Below are 17,831 nucleotides of genomic sequence, written 5' to 3'. Positions count from 1 at the left end.
CCGCTTCTTAGCATGGGGCTCTGACATAACAACAACGGAGCCGACGGCAATGACTCTTGGAATCGACGAGATCAATGGCTTGCTGGAAGAGGATCGCGAAAAGGGCCTCTATCGCTGCAAGCGGGACATGTTCATCGACGCAGAACTCTTCGAGCTGGAGATGAAGCACATCTTCGAAGGGAACTGGATCTATCTGGCCCACGACAGCCAGATCCCCGAGAAGAACGACTACTACACCACCTACATCGGCCGCCAGCCGATCATCATCGCCCGCACCAAGGACGGCGAGCTGAACGCCTTCATCAACGCCTGCAGCCACCGCGGCGCGGCGCTGTGCCGCTTCAAGAGCGGCAACAAGGCCACCTACACCTGTCCGTTCCACGGCTGGACCTTCAGCAACTCCGGCAAGCTCCTGAAGGTGAAGGACCCGGCCGATGCGGGCTACCCGGACAGCTTCAACTGCAACGGCTCGCACGACCTGCAGAAGATCGCCCGCTTCGAGTCCTACCGCGGCTTCCTGTTCGGCAGCCTGAATGCCGACGTCCAGCCGCTGAGCGAGTTCCTCGGCGAGTCGGCGAAGATCATCGACATGGTGGTCGACCAGTCGGCGGAAGGCCTGGAAGTGCTGCACGGCGCCTCCACCTACGTGTTCGAGGGCAACTGGAAGCTGCAGGCCGAGAACGGCGCCGACGGCTATCACGTGACCGCCACCCACTGGAACTACGCCGCGACCCAGAACCAGCGCAAGCTCAAGGAGGCCGGCGACGACATCCGCGCCATGAGCGCCGGCGGCTGGGGCAAGAAGGGCGGCGGCTTCTACGCCTTCGAGAACGGCCACATCCTGCTCTGGACCCGCTGGGACAACCCGGAAGACCGTCCGCTGTACCAGCGCCGCGACGAGCTGGCCCAGGCGTTCGGCCAGGCACGCGCCGACTGGATGATCGGCCATTCGCGCAACCTCTGCCTGTACCCCAACCTCTACCTGATGGACCAGTTCGGCTCGCAGCTGCGCGTGCTCCGGCCGATCTCGGTCGACAAGACCGAGGTGACCATCTACTGCATCGCGCCCAGGGGCGAGAACGCCGAGGCGCGCGCCCACCGCATCCGCCAGTACGAAGACTTCTTCAACGTGACCGGCATGGCCACTCCGGACGACCTCGAGGAGTTCCGCGCCTGCCAGCAGGGCTTCCAGGGCCGCGCGGCGGTCTGGAACGACATGTCCCGCGGTGCCACCCACTGGATCGACGGGGCTGACGAGGCCGCCAGGGAAATCGGCCTGGCGCCGAAGATGAGCGGCGTGCGCACCGAGGACGAAGGGCTTTACATCATGCAGCACCGCTACTGGCAGGAGCGCATGACCGCGGCACTGAAGAACGAGCAGGACAAGCTGATTCACGTGGAGGGCAACTGATCATGAACGCATCCTACGAAGCCGTACGCGACTTCCTCTACCGTGAAGCCCGCTATCTGGACGAGAAGGACTGGGACAGCTGGCTGGAGCAGTACGCCCCCGACTGCACCTTCTGGATGCCGTCCTGGGACGACCGCGACCAGCTGACCGAAGATCCGCAGAGCCAGATCTCGCTGATCTGGTACGGCAACCGCCGCGGTCTGGAGGACCGGGTGTTCCGCATCCGCACCGAGCGCTCCAGCGCGACCATCCCGGATACCCGCACCTCGCACAACATCGCCAACCTGGAAATCCTCGAGCAGACCGGCGAGCTGTGCCGCCTGCGCTTCAACTGGCACACCCTGAGCTTCCGCTACAAGACCGTCGACCAGTTCTACGGCACCAGCTTCTACACCCTGGACATCCGCGGCGAGAACCCGCTGATCAAGGCGAAGAAGGTGGTGCTGAAGAACGACTACGTGCGTCACGTCCTCGACATCTATCACGTCTGAACACAGCTCGAAGACCGCGCTCCGCCGGCGCCGTGCGGGACCCCTGCGTCCCGCCCGCCGTCCGGCGGCTGCTCCAACCGAAGAATGAGAGCGGGGTGCCATATGTCATACAAGGTTGCGCTGAATTTCGAAGACGGGGTCACCCGTTTCATCGAGGTGGACAGTGGCGAAACCGTCGCCGACGCCGCCTACCGTCAGGGCATCAATATTCCGCTGGACTGCCGCGACGGAGCCTGTGGCGCCTGCAAGTGCCTTGCCGAGGCCGGTCGTTACGACCTGGGCGACAACTACATCGAGGACGCGCTGAGCGCGGCGGAGAAGGCCGAAGGCCTGGTGCTGACCTGCCAGATGCGTCTGGAGAGCGACTGCGTGCTGCGCATTCCGGCCTCCTCCGAAGTCTGCAAGACCGCGCAGGCCAGCTACGAGGCGCTCATCAGCGACGTGCGCGCGCTGTCTCCCAGCGTGATCGGCCTGTCGATCAAGGGCGCGTCCCTGACCAGGCTGTCCTTCCTGCCGGGCCAGTACGTCAATCTCCGGGTGCCGGGCAGCGACCAGACCCGCGCCTACTCGTTCAGCTCGCTGCCGCAGGACGGCGAGGTCAGCTTCCTGATCCGCAACGTGCCGGGCGGCCTGATGAGCGGCTATCTCAGCCGGCAGGCCAGGGCCGGCGACGCCATGACCCTGACCGGGCCCTTGGGCAGCTTCTACCTGCGCGAGATCCGCCGCCCGCTCTTGATGCTGGCCGGCGGCACCGGTCTTGCGCCCTTCACCGCCATGCTGGAGAAGATCGCCGAAAGAGGCAGCGAGCATCCGGTCCACCTGATCTACGGCGTCACCCACGATGCCGACCTGGTGGAAATGGACCGCCTGCAGGAGTTCGCCGCGCGCATTCCCACCTTCAGCTTCACCGCCTGCGTGGCCAGCCCGGAGAGCAGTTATCCGCACAAGGGCTACGTCACCCAGCACATCGCGCCGGTGCACCTGAACGACGGCGAGGTGGACATCTACCTGTGCGGCCCGCCGCCGATGGTCGAGGCGGTCAACGGGTTCCTCCGCGAGCAGGGCATCCAGCCGGCCAATTTCCACTACGAGAAGTTCGCCGCCAGCGTCTGAGCCGCCGCCCCGTGTCCGCACGGGCGGCCCCAAGGATAGAAACGCCATGCATGAAAAACGCTTTCAAGACAGGGTCGCGGTGGTCACCGGCGCGGCCCAGGGCATCGGCCGGCGCGTCGCCGAGCGGCTGGTTGCCGAGGGCGCCCGGCTGGTCGCCGTGGACCGCTCCGAGCTGGTCCACGAGCTCGAGGCGCTGGGCGCCGGCCGGGTGCTGACCCTAACCGCCGACCTGGAGCGCTTCGCCGACTGCCAGGGGGTGATGACGGCGACGGTCGAGCGCTTCGGCCGTCTCGACATCCTGATCAACAACGTCGGCGGCACCATCTGGGCCAAGCCCTTCGAGCACTACGCAGAGGAGGAGATCGAGGCCGAGGTGCGCCGCTCGCTGTTCCCCACCCTGTGGTGCTGCCGCGCCGCCCTGCCGCCGATGCTCGAACAGGGCAGGGGGGCCATCGTCAACGTCTCCTCGATCGCCACCCGCGGCGTCAACCGGGTGCCCTACGGCGCGGCCAAGGGCGGCGTCAACGCGCTCACCGCCTGCCTGGCCTTCGAGACCGCCGAGCGCGGCATCCGCGTCAACGCCACCGCTCCCGGCGGCACCGAGGCGCCGCCGCGGCGCATCCCGCGCAACGCCGCCGAGCCGAGCGGGCAGGAGAAGGCCTGGTACCAGCAGATCGTCGAGCAGACCGTCGACAGCTCGCTGATGAAGCGCTACGGGACCATCGACGAGCAGGTCGGGGCGATCCTCTTCCTGGCTTCCGACGAGGCCTCCTACATCACCGGCACGACCCTGCCGGTGGGCGGCGGCGACCTGGGTTGAAGCCGGGGCTCCGCCGTCGGGCGGAGCGCGCACGTGGTTTTGCGATTACAACAACAACAGAGATCCACGCCATGCAAACAATCGATGTCAATCGCCTCATCGACGAGGCGCGCTTCAACCGCTTCCACTGGATGGTGCTGTGCTGGTGCGCACTGCTGCTGATCTTCGACGGCTATGACCTGTTCATCTATGGAGTGGTCCTGCCGGTACTGATGAAGACCTGGGGCCTGACGCCGCTGGAGGCCGGCGCCCTGGGCAGCTACGCGCTGTTCGGCATGATGTTCGGCGCGCTGTTCTTCGGCCCGCTAGCCGACAAGATCGGCCGCAAGAAGGGCATCGCCATCTGCTTTCTGCTGTTCAGCGGCTTCACCGTGCTCAACGGCTTCACCCGCACCCCCACCGAGTTCGGCATCTGCCGCTTCCTCGCCGGCCTCGGCATCGGCGGGCTGATGCCCAACGTGGTGGCGCTGATGAACGAATACGCGCCGAAGAAGATCCGCAGCACCCTGGTGGCGATCATGTTCAGCGGCTATTCGCTGGGCGGCATGCTCTCCGCGGGGCTCGGCATCTACATGCTGCCGCGCTTCGGCTGGGAGGCGATGTTCCAGGCCGCCGCCGTGCCGCTGCTGCTGCTGCTGCCGCTGATCCTCTGGTTCCTGCCCGAATCGGTCGGCTACCTGCTGCGCCAGGGCCGTACCGAGCAGGCGCGCGCCATCCTCCGGCGCATCGACCCGGACCGGCTACTGACGGATGACGATTTGCTGGAGATGGCCGAGGCCAAAAGCGAGGGCGCGCCGGTGCTGCAGCTGTTCCGCGAGGGCCGCGCGCTGCGCACCCTGTCGATCTGGGTGGCGTTCTTCTGCTGCCTGCTGATGGTCTATGCGCTCAGCTCCTGGCTGCCGAAGATGATGGCCAGCGCCGGCTACAGCCTCGGCTCCAGCCTGTCGTTCCTGCTGGTGCTGAACTTCGGCGCGGTGTTCGGCGCCATCGGTGGCGGCTGGCTGGGCGACCGGCTGAACCTGCCCAAGGTGCTGGTGGCGTTCTTCTCCGTCGCTGCCCTGTCGATCGGCCTGCTCGGCTTCAAGACGCCGACCCCGGTGCTCTACGGCCTGATCGCCATCGCCGGCGCCACCACCATCGGTTCGCAGATCCTGCTCTACGCCTGTACCGCGCAGTTCTACGCCATGGCCATCCGCTCCACCGGTCTCGGCTGGGCCTCGGGGATCGGCCGCAACGGCGCCATCGTCGGCCCGCTGCTCGGCGGGGCGCTGGTCGGCATGAGCCTGCCGCTGCAGGTGAACTTCATCGCCTTCGCCATCCCCGGCCTGGTCGCGGCCATCGCCATGACCCTGTTCTGCGCGCACCGGCAGGCGACAGGCGCCGCGGCCCTGGCGTAACGGGCGGGAGAGGCGGCGGAGGGGAAGCGAAGGGCTGCCGGGTCTGTTTTCGCGCGCTCTTTCGCCGTCTCACGAAAGTTGTCCCGGAAACGGGAAATAAACACAGCACCGTGAATCAATGCGGCCGAACCGAGGCCGGCATTGCTGCATTCGAGAACTCTATTGCCAACAACTGCATGTGAGTGCGCCTGATAACTTTCCAGGCACTTTTGACAATAACAACAAGAGACACATCATGAAGCGAAAACTGCAATTCGCTATAACTCTTGCGACGGCCGGCGGTATTCCTGCAGCAATGGCCGAAAGTGGATTCATCGAGGACTCCACCGCCACCCTGCAACTTCGCAATTATTATTTCATGCGCGACTTCTCCGATATCCAGGGACGCAACCGGCAGTCCAAGGCGGAGGAGTGGGCGCAGGGTTTCATCCTCAACTTCAAGTCCGGTTATACCCAGGGACCGGTCGGCTTCGGCCTCGACGCGCTCGCCCTGGTGGGCGTCAAGCTCGACAGCAGCCGCGACCGCACCAACACTGCGCTGCTGCCGGTGCACGACGACGGCGAGGCGGCCGACGAGTACGCCCGCCTGGGGCTGACGCTGAAGACCCGCTTCTCCAACACCGAGCTGCGCTTCGGCGAGCAGACGCCGAACCTGCCGATCCTGGCGCACACCGACAACCGCCTGCTGCCGCAGACCTACCAGGGCACGACCCTGATTTCCCGGGAGATCCCCGGGCTGACCCTGCAGGCCGGCCGGCTGAACTCCGCCAGCATGCGCAACTCGACCGACGACGGCGAGATGACCGCACTGATCATCAACGACCCGATCAACCCCAGGCGCCTGGCCCACGTCACGGGCGATCACTACAACTACATCGGCGGCGACTACAGCTTCAACGCCAACCGCACCACGCTGAGCTTCTGGCAGGGCCAGCTGGAGGACATCTACCAGCAGCGCTTCTACGGCATCAGGCATGCCCTGCCGCTGGGCGCCTGGACCCTGGCCGCCGACATCGGCTACTACACCGCCCAGGACGACGGCAACACCGACGCCGGCAGCCTCGACAATCAGCTGCTCTACGGGCTGTTCTCGGCCAAATACCAGGGCCACACCTTCTTCGTCGGCTACCAGGGCGTCTACGGCGACGACGGCTTCCTGCGCATCGGCGACACCCTCTCGCCGCTCGGCAACGAGCTGCCGACCTACCAGTTCTCCGCGCCGGACGAGCGCTCCTGGCAGATCCGCCACGACTTCGACTTCGCCACCCTCGGCCTGCCCGGCCTGACCAGCACCCTGCGCTACGTCCAGGGCGACAACGTCGACACCGGGCCGCGCGGCTTCGAGGGCGAGGAGTGGGAGCGCGACCTCGACCTGGCCTACACCATCCAGAGCGGGCCGTTGAAGAACGTCAGCATCCGCTGGCGCAACGCGATCGCCCGTTCCAACTACGCCACCGACATCGATGAGAACCGCATCATCATCAACTATGCGATCAAGTTGTTTTAGTCGTCTTTGTCCGGAGTTTCCTGTGCGAGCAATTAACGCCGGGCCGTATGGGTATATCGGAAGGTTGCAGGAAACAGGCTGCCGAACTGTTCCACACAACGTTTTCAAAGTTTCAGGGTTATCTGCTCGGGAGGACAAGGCATAAATGCGAAACAGACTGTTGTCGTTTTGGTTGATGATCGAAAAAGAGCGTGTTTTCGTCTTCGGCCAAGTGCGCAAAATCGAAAACCGGATATCCGGAAAGAACATTTCCTTGAACTTGGGCAGGCAACTTCCGCCTGTGGAAAAAGGCAATCGCCTGATTTGCTGGAAGTTCTTCGGCAATCGCGAAGAGCGGAATTCAATGATGCCTTCAAGGCATCGTTTGGTGCCTAGATTCGATTGGACGGCATTGCTGCCCCTGTTTACCTTCCAGCCACTCCCGAAGCGTTCCGCTCCTGGCGGGCGCCTCGATACAGACACCCCTTTCGCCATTCACGCTTAGCCCGCAGGAAAACAACCATGCGCCAAGCCCTGCTCAACCAGTACGCCGACGAGCTCTACCGCTCGCTCAAGGATTGCCGTCCCATCGCCCCGCTGACCGAGCGCGATCCGCAGCTCACCCTGGAGGAGGCCTACCAGATCCAGCTGCGCCTGATCGCCCGGCGCCTGGACGCCGACGGCGAGACCGTGATCGGCAAGAAGATCGGCGTCACCAGCCGGGTGGTCATGGACCTGCTCAAGGTCGACCAGCCCGACTTCGGCCACCTGACCTCCGGCATGCTTCGCGAGGACGGCGCGGCCATCGAGGCCGCCGGGCTGATCGCGCCGAAGGCCGAGGGCGAGATCGCCTTCGTCCTCAAGCACGAGCTGGCCGGACCGGGGGTGACCGTCGCCGACGTGCTGCGCGCCACCGAATACGTGGTGCCCTGCTTCGAGATCGTCGATTCGCGGATCGCCGACTGGAAGATCAGGATCCAGGACACCGTGGCCGACAACGCCTCCTCGGCGCTGTTCGTGCTCGGCGATGCCGCCGTCGATCCGCGCCGCCTGGATCTGGGCGTGGTCGGCATGACCCTCGAACTCAACGGCGAGATCGCCGCCACCGGCGCCGGCGCCGCCGCGCTGGGCCATCCGGCCAACGCCGTGGCCTGGCTGGCCAACACCCTCGGGCGCCTGGAGGTGCCGCTCAAGGCCGGCGAGGTGATCCTCTCCGGTTCCCTCTCCACCATGCTGCCGGTCAAGGCCGGCGACAACCTGCGCATCAGCATCGGCGGCATCGGCTCGGCCGGCGTGCGTTTCGTCTGACAGGAGAATTTCGATGAATCTCGACCCGCAAACCATCGAGCGCCTCGCCGCCCACCTCGACGCCGCCGAAACCGAGCGTCGCGAGGTCCACAAGATCACCGACGACTACCCGGAGATGGACTGGGAGGACGCCTACGCCATCCAGGACGCCCTGCGCGCCCTCAAGGAAGCCCGCGGCATGCGCGTCGCCGGCCTGAAGATGGGCCTGACCTCCCACGCCAAGATGCGCCAGATGGGCGTCGTCGATCCGGTCTACGGCTTCATCACCGACTACGGCGCAGTGGCCGACGGCGGCGAGATCGACACCCGGCGCCTGATCCATCCCAAGGTCGAGGCGGAGATCGCCTTCGTCACCAGGCGCCCGCTGAAGGGCCCGGGCTGCCACATCGGCACCGTGCTGGCGGCCACCGACTTCATCCTGCCGGCAGTGGAGATCATCGACTCGCGCTACGAGAACTTCCGCTTCGACCTGAAGAGCGTGATCGCCGACAACACCTCGTCCGCGCGCTACGTCCTCGGCGGCACCCACCGCAACGCCGAGGGCATCGACCTGAAGAACCTCGGCGTGGTGATGGAGAAGAACGGCGAGGTGGTGGCCATGGCCTCCGGCGCCGCGGTGCTCGGCCATCCGGCACAGAGCGTGGCGATGCTCGCCAACATGCTCGGCGCCCGCGGCCGTGAGATTCCCGCCGGCACCCTGATTCTCACCGGCGGGGTCACCGAGGCGGTGGCGGTGGCCGCCGGCGACAACGTCATTGTGCGCTACCAGCATCTGGGCAGCGTATCGATGCGCTTCGTATGACCGCGAGGAAGACACCATGCCCATCATGCAGGTTTACCTGATCGAAGGCCGCAGCGAAGAGCAGAAGGCCCGCCTGATCGACGCCCTGACCCGTGCCACCGTGGACGCCATCGATGCGCCGATCGAGAGCGTACGGGTGGTGATCACCGAGGTGCCCAGCAGCAACTTCGGCATCGCCGGGCAGACGGCCAAGCAGCGCGGCCGCTGAGCGCGCCGCCCGACATCCAGCACAATGACAACAATCGAGGTTTTCCGTGGATAGAACATCGTCCCGTTGCAAGGTTGCGATCATCGGTTCGGGCAACATCGGCACCGACCTGATGATCAAGGTGCTGCGCCATGGCAAGCACCTGGAAATGGGCGCCATGGTCGGTATCGATCCGGCGTCCGACGGTCTGGCGCGCGCCAGGCGGCTCGGCGTCGCCACCACCGCGCAAGGCGTGGAGGGCCTGCTGGCGCTGCCGGAGTTCAAGGACATCGGCATCGCCTTCGACGCCACCTCGGCCGGCGCCCATGCCCATCACAACGAGCTGCTGCAGGCCCACGGGGTGAAGGTCATCGACCTGACCCCGGCGGCCATCGGCCCCTACGTGGTCCCGGCGATCAACCTGGACGCCGAGCTCGATGCGTCGAACATCAACATGGTCACCTGCGGCGGCCAGGCGACCATCCCGATGGTCGCTGCGGTGTCGCGCGTGGCCAAAGTCCACTACGCCGAGATCGTCGCCTCGATCGCCAGCAAGTCGGCCGGTCCCGGCACCCGCGCCAACATCGACGAGTTCACCGAGACCACCTCCAAGGCCATCGAGGTGATCGGCGGGGCGCAGAAGGGCAAGGCGATCATCGTGCTGAATCCGGCCGAGCCGCCGCTGATCATGCGCGACAGCGTGTTCGTGCTCTCCGAGGCGGTTGACCGGGACGCCATCGCCGCCAGCGTCGCGGAGATGGTCGCCAGCGTGCAGCGCTACGTGCCGGGCTACCGGCTCAAGCAGGAGGTGCAGTTCGACCTGCTCGAGACGCCGGTCAACGTGCCGGACGTGGGCATGGTCGCGGGCCTCAAGACCTCGATCTTCCTCGAGGTGGAGGGCGCCGCCCACTACCTGCCGGCCTATGCGGGCAACCTCGACATCATGACCTCGGCGGCGCTGTCCTGCGCCGAGCGGATGGCCGAGCGCGGCAAGGTACGGGTTCTGCCTTCGGCGCTGGTCTAGACGGTGGACCGGGCTCGCGGGAGGCGACGGCCATGAGCCGGTCGCATCGGGTCCTCGAGCGGGTCAGTGGTGAAGTGCTTGAAGTGCGGCCTGGCGAATCGTTGCTGTGCGCCATGGAACGCCATGGGAAGGGGTGCATTCCGGTCGGTTGCCGGGGCGGCGGCTGCGGAGTCTGCAAGGTCCGGGTGGTTTCCGGCCGGTTCGACTTCGGCGCCATGAGTTGCCGCCACATAAGCACCGACGAGCGCGGTCGGGGCCTGGCCCTGGCCTGCCGGCTCTTTCCCCTGGGCGATTCCGAGGTACAGGCGTGCGGCGAGGCAGTCCGGGCGGCTCCAGAACAACAATAGGTGTCATCATGAAAAAAGGTGTAATGCGTCCGGGCCATATCCAGCTGCGCGTGCTGGACATGCAGGCTGCCCTCAAACACTACGTCGATCTGCTCGGGCTGATCGAGATGGACAGGGATGCGCAGGGCCGCGTGTATCTCAAGGGCTGGACCGAAATCGACCGGTTCTCGGTGGTGCTGCGCGAGGCCGACGAGCCGGGCATGGATTTCCTCGGCTTCAAGGTCGTCGACGACGCCACCCTCTGCCGCCTGAGCGAGGAGCTGGCCGCCTTCGGCTGCCAGGTGGAAAGCCTGCCGGCCGGCGAACTCAAGGGCTGCGGCCGGCGCATCCGCTTCGAGGCGCCCTCCGGGCACTGCTTCGAGCTGTTCGCCGAGAAGGAGCAGACCGGCAAGTGGGGCGTCTCCGAGGTCAACCCGGAAGCCTGGCCGCGCGGCCTGCAGGGCATGAAGGCGACCCGCTTCGACCACTGCCTGCTGTACGGCGTCGAACTGCCGGAAACCCTGCGCCTGTTCACCGAGGTGCTCGGCTTCAGCCTCGCCGAGCAGGTGCTCGACGATGCGGGCAAGCGCGTCGCCCAGTTCCTCACCGTCGGCATGAAGGCCCACGACGTGGCCTTCATCCAGCATCCGGAGAAGGGCCGCTTCCACCACGCCTCGTTCTTCCTCGAGAGCTGGGAGGACGTGCTGCGCGCCGCCGACCTGATCAGCATGAGCGGCACTTCGCTGGACATCGGTCCGACCCGCCACGGCCTGACCCACGGCAAGACCATCTATTTCTTCGATCCGTCGGGCAACCGCAACGAGGTGTTCTGCGGCGGCGACTACCACTACCCGGACCATCCGCCGGTGACCTGGACCGCCGACCAGCTGGGCAAGGCGATCTTCTACCACGACCGCCAGCTCAACGAACGCTTCCTCACCGCCCTGACCTGATTCCAGATTTCACGAGATTGAGCCCATGAAAGAGATCAAGCATTTCATCAACGGCGAATACGTCGGTTCGGCCAGCGGCAGGCTGTTCGACAACGTCAACCCGGCCAACGGCCAGGTGATCGCCAAGGTCCACGAAGCCGGCGAGGCCGAAGTGGACGCCGCGGTCAAGGCCGCCCGCGCCGCCCTGAAAGGCCCCTGGGGCAGGATGAGCGTGGCCGAGCGCACCGAGATCCTGCACCGCGTCGCCGCCGGCATCACCGCGCGCTTCGACGAGTTCCTCGAGGCCGAGTGCCAGGACACCGGCAAGCCGAAGTCCCTCGCCTCGCACATCGACATCCCGCGCGGCGCGGCCAACTTTTCGGTGTTCGCCGACCTGGTGAAGAACGTGCCCACCGAGGCCTTCGAGATGGCCACCCCGGACGGCACCGGCGCGCTCAACTACGGCGTGCGCCGGCCCAAGGGCGTGATCGGCGTGATCAGTCCGTGGAACCTGCCGCTGCTCTTGATGACCTGGAAGGTCGGCCCGGCGCTGGCCTGCGGCAACACCGTGGTGGTCAAGCCGTCCGAGGAAACCCCCACCACCACCGCCCTGCTTGGTGAAGTGATGAATGCCGCCGGCGTGCCGGCCGGCGTCTACAACGTGGTGCACGGCTTCGGCGGCGACTCGGCCGGCGCCTTCCTCACCGCCCACCCGGACGTCGATGGCATCACCTTCACCGGCGAAACCGGCACCGGCGAAACCATCATGCGCGCCGCGGCCAAGGGCGTGCGTCAGGTGTCCCTGGAACTGGGCGGCAAGAACGCCGGCATCGTCTTCGCCGACGCCGACCTGGACAAGGCCATCGAGGGCACCCTGCGCTCGGCCTTCGCCAACTGCGGCCAGGTCTGCCTGGGCACCGAGCGCGTCTACGTGCAGCGGCCGATCTTCGACGAATTCGTCGCCCGCCTGAAGGCCGGCGCCGAGGCGCTGGTGATCGGCGAGCCGAACGATCCGAAGGCCAACTTCGGTCCGCTGGTCAGCCACAAGCACCGCGAGAAGGTCCTCAGCTACTACCAGAAGGCCCAGGACGAGGGCGCCACCATCGTCACCGGCGGCGGCGTGCCGGACATGCCTCAGCACCTGGCCGGCGGCGCCTGGGTGCAGCCGACCATCTGGACCGGCCTGTCGGACGATTCGCCGGTGGTCACCGAGGAAATCTTCGGCCCCTGCTGCCACATCCGTCCGTTCGACACCGAGGAGGAAGCCGTCGAGCTGGCCAACAGCCTGCCCTACGGCCTGGCCTCGGCGATCTGGACCGAGAACGCCTCGCGCGCCCACCGCGTCGCCGGGCAGATCGAGGCCGGCATCGTCTGGGTCAACAGCTGGTTCCTGCGCGACCTGCGCACCGCCTTCGGCGGCGCCAAGCAGTCGGGCATCGGCCGCGAAGGCGGGGTGCACTCGCTGGAGTTCTACACCGAGCTGAAGAACGTCTGCGTGAAGCTGTGAGGCAGTTACCCGTCAAGGAAAGCGGCACGAATAGCGCCGCCCGAGGAGAGCCAAGATGACTTTCGATCCGAACAAGAAGCTGTACATCTCCGACGTGACCCTGCGCGACGGCAGCCACGCCGTCCGTCACCAGTACTCGATCGCCAACGTGCAGGCCATCGCCCGCGCGCTGGACAAGGCCAGGGTCGACTCCATCGAGGTCGCCCACGGCGACGGCCTGCAGGGTTCGAGCTTCAACTACGGCTTCGGCGCCCACAGTGATATCGAGTGGATCGAAGCGGTCGCCGAAGTGGTGAGCCACGCGAAGATCGCCACCCTGCTGCTGCCCGGCATCGGCACGGTGCACCATCTCAAGGAAGCCTACGAGGCCGGTGCCCGCGTGGTGCGCGTGGCGACCCACTGCACCGAGGCCGACGTCTCCCGGCAGCACATCGCCTACGCCCGCGAGCTGGGCATGGACACCGTGGGCTTCCTGATGATGAGCCACATGACCAGCCCGCAGAACCTGGCGGTCGAGGCGAAGAAGATGGAAAGCTACGGCGCCACCTGCATCTACGTGGTCGACTCCGGCGGCGCGCTGAGCATGCAGGACGTGCGCGAGCGCTTTCGCGCGGTCAAGGACCTGCTCGACCCGGCGACCCAGACCGGCATCCACGCCCACCACAACCTGTCGCTCGGCGTGGCCAACTCCATCGTTGCGGTGGAGGAGGGCTGCGACCGCATCGACGCCAGCCTCGCCGGCATGGGCGCGGGGGCCGGCAACGCGCCGCTGGAGGTGTTCATCGCCGCGGCCGAGCGCCTGGGCTGGAACCACGGCACCGACCTCTACACCCTGATGGACGCCGCCGACGAAATCGTCCGCCCGCTGCAGGACCGCCCGGTGCGGGTCGACCGCGAGACCCTGGCGCTCGGCTATGCCGGCGTCTACTCGAGCTTCCTGCGCCATGCCGAGGTGGCGGCGAGCAAATACGGCCTGAGCACCGTGGACATCCTCGTCGAGCTGGGCAAGCGGCGGATGGTCGGCGGCCAGGAGGACATGATCGTCGACGTGGCGCTGGATCTGCTGCGCCAGCAGGGAGACGCTGCCCGCCAGGCTTCCGCATAAGAAGCCAAGCGATCCGCCCGGCAGTGCCGCGGCGGCTTTTCGAGCCCGGGAGCGGTTTCGCTCCCGGGTATTTTTTGCCAAGACAGGACGTGAACCCGATGAAACCTTCTCTTCGCCGGATCGACAGCATCAACCTGGCCCTGGCCATGCACGCCCTGCAGGCGGCGCTCGACCAGGCTACGGCGCTGTCGGTGCGGGTCAGCATCGCCGTGGTCGACGCGGCAGGGCTGCCGATCCACACCGCGCACATGGACGGCGCGCCGCTGCAGTGCCGGGACATCGCCCTGAACAAGGCGCTCACCGCCGTGGGCTTCGGGGTGCCGACGCGGGTCTGGGAGGAGCGCTTGGCCGGGATGTCCGATGCCGTCCGCCAGGGCCTGCCGCTGCAGCCGCGCATGGCGCTGTTCGGCGGCGGCGAGCCTTTTCTGTTCGAGGGGACGGCGGTGGGCGCCATCGGCATCTCGGGCGCTTCCGAGCGGGAGGACGAGCAGTGCGCCCAGGCGGCGGTGCGGGCCGTGCTGGCCCTGCTGGATGCGCCTTCGGCATAGCACGCCGCTGCGCTTTTCCGGGGGTGCTTTCGGCGGCAGCGGAACTGGGCCGCTGCTTTTTCCGGCGCACGCAAAAACGGCGAGGGGGTTGGCCTCGCCGTTTTTGCTTCTTACGTCCCTTGCTCGTCGTCCTGACGAAGTGGCCGCATCCTGCAACCGTCCCTCTGGCCGCCATCCGTGGTCGGCCTGCGTCGATCCTTCGACGTCTTGGTGGGATTCAATCTACGCCGCTGGCCGTTCCGAACCAATGGGGAGAGCGCTCGATCTGCTGTAGGCGATGGCTTACGGCGTGGAAGTCCCCTGTCATACTGCGCGGCCTTTTTCATCGTCAGTCGGGGGCCATGAGCTGCGGAGGGTCCCGGATATGGTTTCAGCGTGAGTGGTGTTCATTGATGGTAGGCAGGAAGAAGCTGCTGGAAGCAAAGGTGGTTCATGTCCCCGACGGGGATACCTTGAAGGCGAACTGTGGCAATGGCCTGACCGTGGTGGTGCGGTTGTGCAGCATCGATACCCCGGAGCAGGCTCAGCCCTATGGTCCGGAGGCGAGAGAGGCACTGGCGGCGATGGTGCTCAACAAGAGCGTCAGGATCGAACAGACTGCCCGGGATCGTTATGGCCGCATTGTCGGAAAGGTCTTTCGTGGACGTACGTTCGTCAATGAGGAGATGGTCAGGCATGGCCATGCCTGGGTTTACCATGACTATTCCAGGGAGCCGGAGTTTGCCCGGCTGGAAGAGCGGGCACGCAAGGCCAGGCAGGGGCTGTGGGCCTTGCCGAAGGCAAAGCGGGTGCCGCCGTGGGAATGGCGCAAGTTCGGGAAAGGGAAAGCCCGGCCCGTTGAAAAGGGCTGGAAGATATGGCCATGGATACTGGCGATGCTGGTGGCGGGTGTGCTGGCAGGTGGTGCTTACCTGTGGATGACGGGGCGTCTGGATATTTCCCGGTTGCTCCCGGGCGCCATCTTTCAATTCTTGAGTGCTGGACAGGCCTATCTCCCGGCACCGCTGTTGGTTTGTTGATGTACGGCCGACCGAAAGCACGGCACGCGGGGACGCTGAACGCTCGCGGCGAGATGCCTGGGCATCGAGGCGCACGGCGGGGAGAACGGCAAAACGTACGGCTCTCGGCGCGTACCTGTGGCTGGTGCCGGAGAGATTTCCGCCGTGGCGGCGAATGAAGAGGGAGGGAAACGGGGAGGAGAGGGGACGCGGGCCTTTCAGGCGGCCAGAAAGACAAAAGCCTCCCGGTCGTCGGACCGGAAGGCTTCGCGGCGGTAGCTGCCCTTGCCCTTCTTCGCTTGTTCCTGGCGGCAGCGGAACAGCGGTTGTGCGACCAGGGATTTGGCCTTGTTCGGCCGGGAGCGGGATTTCTTGCCCATCAGGTTCCTCCTGCGAGACCTGCCCCATGCAGGCGCGCGCATCATGCGCGGCTGCTCAAAAAATGTCCAGTCGCGCGGTTGCGGAGTCCGGAACATCGGCCAGGCATCCGTTGGCCAGTCCTGGAAGCCGCTCTGCGGGGTTCGTTCATGCGCCTCCTCGGACCTTTGGACTATGCTGGTACCCCAGCAAAACAAAAACAAGGATGAGGTAGAAATGGAGTTTTCCAACCAACAAAAGCTGATCATCACCCTGCTCACCGATATCCACGCGCATCTTGGGATCGACAACAGCGTTGATCCGCTCTTTGTGCGGCGGATGGTTCAGGGTGGTCACGGTTGGGCGCTTGGCTGGGCCTATCCCGGTTTGTTCGAGGACGGCATCGAAGCCCCCGAGGCCGTCACCTTTGTCGCCGAAGTGCTGACCATGTGGGAGGCCATCGAGGAGACCTATGCCGGGTTCGATCAGGCCCGGAAAGATCAGCTGGCCGAACTGGCCCCGGCTTTCGGGCGTGACCCACGGTTTTGCGGGTTCGATGGCAGCCATGAGGCCGATCTGCGGGGGATCGTCCATATCCTCGTGGATGACCTGGGCCGCTGGCCGGCCTTCAGGGGGCGCGATACCGACTCGCACAGGATCCTGGCCGACGGCTATCGGCGGATGCTGGAGGTGTACGCGCGCATCGCGGACTCCGGCCCCGAGTCCAGGCTGTCGGTAGAGGCGCTGGCGGAAATACTGAACGCAAAAATCATCCCGAAAAGTGGCATGGAACTGGACGCCAACGTGCTGCGCTGGGCCTGACCCTTCGGCCATGTGACGCTGCTTTCAGGACGAAGCCCCGCTGTCTCCGCGGGGCTTTTTCGTTTCCGCCGCCTGCATTCCTCGACTCCCCGGCGCGTCAGGGGAAGCTCCCGCGCCCGCCTCAGCTTTCCGGCGGCAGCTGCAGGCGCTGGCCGGCGATGGCCAGCGCCAGCCGGGCGAGGCCGTTCCACGGCTCGCCTTCGGCCTGGCCCTTGATCTGCGCGTCGATCAGCTGGGCGTCGAGCAGCAGCTGGCTCCAGCGCGCCGCCGGGTGGCGCTGCAGGGCCTTGGTCAGCAGCGGGCGGCGCTTTTCCCAGACCGGCGGGCGCAGCTGCGCGAAGGCCTTGTCCAGCGGCACGCCCTGGGCGTACTGCTGGGCGAGCGTGGCCAGCTGGCGCAGTTCGCGGGCCAGCGCCCAGAGGATCACCGGGGTTTCCACGCCTTCGCCGCGCAGCCCATCGAGCATGCGCAGGGCGTGGGCGGCCTGGCCGGCGAGGGCGGCGTCGAGCAGGCCGAAGACGTCGAAGCGGGCGCTGTCGGCCACCGCGGCCTGCACGGTGTCGGCGCCGACCTGGTTGTTCTCGGCGAGCAGCTTGAGCTTCTCGATCTCCTGGGCGGCGGCCAGCAGGTTGCCTTCGACGCGGGCGGCGATCAGCTCCAGCGCTTCCTGGCTGGCGGCCAGCCCGGCCTGGGACAGGCGCTGGCGGATCCATTGCGGCAGCTGCTGGGCGTCGACCGGCCAGACCTGCACGAACTGCACCTGCGGGCCGTCGAGCAGCGCCTTGGCCCACTTGCTCTTCTGGGTGGCGGCGTCGAGCCTGGGCAGGCTGATCAGCAGCAGGTTGTCCTCGGCGGGACGGGTCAGGTATTCGAGGATCGCCGCGGCGCCCTTGTCGCCGGGCTTGCCGTTGGGAATGCGCAGCTCCAGCAGGCGTTTCTCGGCGAACAGCGACAGGCTGGCGCCGGCCGCGTAGAGCTGGTTCCAGTCGAAGTTGGCGTCGGCGTTGAACACCTGCCGCTCGCTGAAGCCCTGGGCGCGGGCGGCGCCGCGGATGGCGTCGCAGGCCTCCTGGCAGAGCAGCGGCTCGTCGCCGCTGACCACGTAGACCGGCGCCAGGGTGTCCTTGAGCTGCCTGGGCAGTTGCGCGGAAGAGAGCTTCATGGCGGAAGGGGCGGGGCCTGGGCCCCGCCCGGCGA

Annotated in this window: 20 protein-coding genes; 18 read left to right on the top strand and 2 right to left on the bottom strand. The window is 66.4% G+C overall.

Annotated features, from left to right (window positions below):
- Positions 1-49: 49 nt before the first annotated feature.
- The 17 genes from benA (at position 50) to ACG10_RS17345 (ending at position 15,476) form a co-directional block, all read left to right on the top strand.
- A complete protein-coding gene (benA, locus tag ACG10_RS17420; RefSeq protein WP_089169183.1) occupies positions 50-1,411 on the top strand; it encodes a benzoate 1,2-dioxygenase large subunit in 1,362 nt (453 codons plus the stop codon).
- A 2-nt stretch (positions 1,412-1,413) separates the two neighbouring features.
- Positions 1,414-1,902: a benzoate 1,2-dioxygenase small subunit gene (benB, locus tag ACG10_RS17415; protein ID WP_089169182.1), complete on the top strand. Its 489-nt coding sequence runs from the start codon at positions 1,414-1,416 to the stop codon at positions 1,900-1,902.
- 102 nt (positions 1,903-2,004) lie between these two features.
- Positions 2,005-3,015 (top strand): benzoate 1,2-dioxygenase electron transfer component BenC, encoded by a 1,011-nt coding sequence (gene benC / locus ACG10_RS17410; RefSeq protein ID WP_089169181.1) that lies wholly within the window; start codon positions 2,005-2,007, stop codon positions 3,013-3,015.
- 46 nt (positions 3,016-3,061) lie between these two features.
- Positions 3,062-3,835: a 1,6-dihydroxycyclohexa-2,4-diene-1-carboxylate dehydrogenase gene (locus ACG10_RS17405; protein WP_089169180.1), complete on the top strand. Its 774-nt coding sequence runs from the start codon at positions 3,062-3,064 to the stop codon at positions 3,833-3,835.
- 71 nt (positions 3,836-3,906) lie between these two features.
- Positions 3,907-5,232 carry an MFS transporter gene (locus tag ACG10_RS17400; RefSeq protein WP_089169179.1) on the top strand — a complete coding sequence of 442 codons (1,326 nt, stop codon included), beginning with the start codon at positions 3,907-3,909 and terminating at the stop codon, positions 5,230-5,232.
- A 235-nt stretch (positions 5,233-5,467) separates the two neighbouring features.
- The gene (locus tag ACG10_RS17395) at positions 5,468-6,739 is read left to right on the top strand and encodes an OprD family porin (RefSeq protein ID WP_089169178.1); all 1,272 of its coding nucleotides are present in this window, start codon (positions 5,468-5,470) and stop codon (positions 6,737-6,739) included.
- A gap of 145 nt (positions 6,740-6,884) precedes the next feature.
- Positions 6,885-7,223: a hypothetical protein gene (locus ACG10_RS23840; RefSeq protein WP_157731477.1), complete on the top strand. Its 339-nt coding sequence runs from the start codon at positions 6,885-6,887 to the stop codon at positions 7,221-7,223.
- 17 nt (positions 7,224-7,240) lie between these two features.
- Entirely contained in the window at positions 7,241-8,026 is a 786-nt protein-coding gene (gene dmpE, locus ACG10_RS17390) for a 2-oxopent-4-enoate hydratase (RefSeq protein ID WP_089169177.1), read from the top strand.
- A 13-nt stretch (positions 8,027-8,039) separates the two neighbouring features.
- A complete protein-coding gene (gene dmpH, locus ACG10_RS17385) occupies positions 8,040-8,828 on the top strand; it encodes a 2-oxo-3-hexenedioate decarboxylase (RefSeq protein WP_089169176.1) in 789 nt (262 codons plus the stop codon).
- A gap of 16 nt (positions 8,829-8,844) precedes the next feature.
- Entirely contained in the window at positions 8,845-9,036 is a 192-nt protein-coding gene (locus ACG10_RS17380) for a tautomerase family protein (RefSeq protein ID WP_039805889.1), read from the top strand.
- Between the two features lie 46 nt (positions 9,037-9,082).
- Positions 9,083-10,039 carry an acetaldehyde dehydrogenase (acetylating) gene (locus ACG10_RS17375; RefSeq protein WP_089169175.1) on the top strand — a complete coding sequence of 319 codons (957 nt, stop codon included), beginning with the start codon at positions 9,083-9,085 and terminating at the stop codon, positions 10,037-10,039.
- A 32-nt stretch (positions 10,040-10,071) separates the two neighbouring features.
- Positions 10,072-10,386 (top strand): 2Fe-2S iron-sulfur cluster-binding protein, encoded by a 315-nt coding sequence (locus tag ACG10_RS17370; RefSeq protein WP_089169174.1) that lies wholly within the window; start codon positions 10,072-10,074, stop codon positions 10,384-10,386.
- Positions 10,387-10,394: 8 nt separating this feature from the next.
- Positions 10,395-11,318 carry a catechol 2,3-dioxygenase gene (locus ACG10_RS17365; protein ID WP_089169173.1) on the top strand — a complete coding sequence of 308 codons (924 nt, stop codon included), beginning with the start codon at positions 10,395-10,397 and terminating at the stop codon, positions 11,316-11,318.
- Between the two features lie 25 nt (positions 11,319-11,343).
- Positions 11,344-12,804, top strand: a complete 1,461-nt coding sequence (locus tag ACG10_RS17360) for a 2-hydroxymuconic semialdehyde dehydrogenase (protein ID WP_089169172.1) — start codon at positions 11,344-11,346, stop codon at positions 12,802-12,804.
- A 55-nt stretch (positions 12,805-12,859) separates the two neighbouring features.
- Positions 12,860-13,909, top strand: coding sequence for a 4-hydroxy-2-oxovalerate aldolase (gene dmpG, locus ACG10_RS17355; protein ID WP_089169171.1), 1,050 nt, complete (start codon positions 12,860-12,862; stop codon positions 13,907-13,909).
- Between the two features lie 98 nt (positions 13,910-14,007).
- Positions 14,008-14,457, top strand: a complete 450-nt coding sequence (locus ACG10_RS17350) for a GlcG/HbpS family heme-binding protein (RefSeq protein WP_089169170.1) — start codon at positions 14,008-14,010, stop codon at positions 14,455-14,457.
- Between the two features lie 392 nt (positions 14,458-14,849).
- Positions 14,850-15,476 carry a thermonuclease family protein gene (locus ACG10_RS17345; RefSeq protein WP_089169169.1) on the top strand — a complete coding sequence of 209 codons (627 nt, stop codon included), beginning with the start codon at positions 14,850-14,852 and terminating at the stop codon, positions 15,474-15,476.
- 197 nt (positions 15,477-15,673) lie between these two features.
- Here ACG10_RS17345 and arfA read toward each other — a convergent pair whose 3' ends face one another.
- Positions 15,674-15,835: an alternative ribosome rescue factor ArfA gene (arfA, locus tag ACG10_RS17340; protein ID WP_089169168.1), complete on the bottom strand. Its 162-nt coding sequence runs from the start codon at positions 15,833-15,835 to the stop codon at positions 15,674-15,676.
- 172 nt (positions 15,836-16,007) lie between these two features.
- Between arfA and ACG10_RS17335 the strand changes: the two genes are divergently transcribed.
- The gene (locus tag ACG10_RS17335) at positions 16,008-16,634 is read left to right on the top strand and encodes a YfbU family protein (RefSeq protein ID WP_089169167.1); all 627 of its coding nucleotides are present in this window, start codon (positions 16,008-16,010) and stop codon (positions 16,632-16,634) included.
- 121 nt (positions 16,635-16,755) lie between these two features.
- Here the strand turns inward: ACG10_RS17335 and holA are convergent, their stop codons facing one another.
- On the bottom strand, positions 16,756-17,796 hold the full coding sequence (holA, locus tag ACG10_RS17330; RefSeq protein ID WP_089169166.1) for a DNA polymerase III subunit delta: 1,041 nt from the start codon (positions 17,794-17,796) through the stop codon (positions 16,756-16,758).
- Positions 17,797-17,831: the final 35 nt, after the last annotated feature.

The sequence above is a fragment of the Azotobacter chroococcum genome (assembly GCF_002220155.1).
Lineage (GTDB): Bacteria > Pseudomonadota > Gammaproteobacteria > Pseudomonadales > Pseudomonadaceae > Azotobacter > Azotobacter chroococcum.
The sequence above is the reverse complement of the archived record's forward strand: the minus strand, read 5'-3'. Positions and strand labels throughout refer to the sequence as shown.

What these genes read in the sequence shown, in the direction of transcription:
- benA (WP_089169183.1), top strand. Translation starts at nt 50, where the DNA reads ATGACTCTTGGAATCGACGAGATCAATGGCTTGCTGGAAGAGGATCGC.
- benB (WP_089169182.1), top strand. Translation starts at nt 1,414, where the DNA reads ATGAACGCATCCTACGAAGCCGTACGCGACTTCCTCTACCGTGAAGCC.
- benC (WP_089169181.1), top strand. Translation starts at nt 2,005, where the DNA reads ATGTCATACAAGGTTGCGCTGAATTTCGAAGACGGGGTCACCCGTTTC.
- ACG10_RS17405 (WP_089169180.1), top strand. Translation starts at nt 3,062, where the DNA reads ATGCATGAAAAACGCTTTCAAGACAGGGTCGCGGTGGTCACCGGCGCG.
- ACG10_RS17400 (WP_089169179.1), top strand. Translation starts at nt 3,907, where the DNA reads ATGCAAACAATCGATGTCAATCGCCTCATCGACGAGGCGCGCTTCAAC.
- ACG10_RS17395 (WP_089169178.1), top strand. Translation starts at nt 5,468, where the DNA reads ATGAAGCGAAAACTGCAATTCGCTATAACTCTTGCGACGGCCGGCGGT.
- ACG10_RS23840 (WP_157731477.1), top strand. Translation starts at nt 6,885, where the DNA reads ATGCGAAACAGACTGTTGTCGTTTTGGTTGATGATCGAAAAAGAGCGT.
- dmpE (WP_089169177.1), top strand. Translation starts at nt 7,241, where the DNA reads ATGCGCCAAGCCCTGCTCAACCAGTACGCCGACGAGCTCTACCGCTCG.
- dmpH (WP_089169176.1), top strand. Translation starts at nt 8,040, where the DNA reads ATGAATCTCGACCCGCAAACCATCGAGCGCCTCGCCGCCCACCTCGAC.
- ACG10_RS17380 (WP_039805889.1), top strand. Translation starts at nt 8,845, where the DNA reads ATGCCCATCATGCAGGTTTACCTGATCGAAGGCCGCAGCGAAGAGCAG.
- ACG10_RS17370 (WP_089169174.1), top strand. Translation starts at nt 10,072, where the DNA reads ATGAGCCGGTCGCATCGGGTCCTCGAGCGGGTCAGTGGTGAAGTGCTT.
- ACG10_RS17365 (WP_089169173.1), top strand. Translation starts at nt 10,395, where the DNA reads ATGAAAAAAGGTGTAATGCGTCCGGGCCATATCCAGCTGCGCGTGCTG.
- ACG10_RS17360 (WP_089169172.1), top strand. Translation starts at nt 11,344, where the DNA reads ATGAAAGAGATCAAGCATTTCATCAACGGCGAATACGTCGGTTCGGCC.
- dmpG (WP_089169171.1), top strand. Translation starts at nt 12,860, where the DNA reads ATGACTTTCGATCCGAACAAGAAGCTGTACATCTCCGACGTGACCCTG.
- ACG10_RS17350 (WP_089169170.1), top strand. Translation starts at nt 14,008, where the DNA reads ATGAAACCTTCTCTTCGCCGGATCGACAGCATCAACCTGGCCCTGGCC.
- ACG10_RS17345 (WP_089169169.1), top strand. Translation starts at nt 14,850, where the DNA reads ATGGTAGGCAGGAAGAAGCTGCTGGAAGCAAAGGTGGTTCATGTCCCC.
- arfA (WP_089169168.1), bottom strand. Translation starts at nt 15,835, where the DNA reads ATGGGCAAGAAATCCCGCTCCCGGCCGAACAAGGCCAAATCCCTGGTC.
- ACG10_RS17335 (WP_089169167.1), top strand. Translation starts at nt 16,008, where the DNA reads ATGCTGGTACCCCAGCAAAACAAAAACAAGGATGAGGTAGAAATGGAG.
- holA (WP_089169166.1), bottom strand. Translation starts at nt 17,796, where the DNA reads ATGAAGCTCTCTTCCGCGCAACTGCCCAGGCAGCTCAAGGACACCCTG.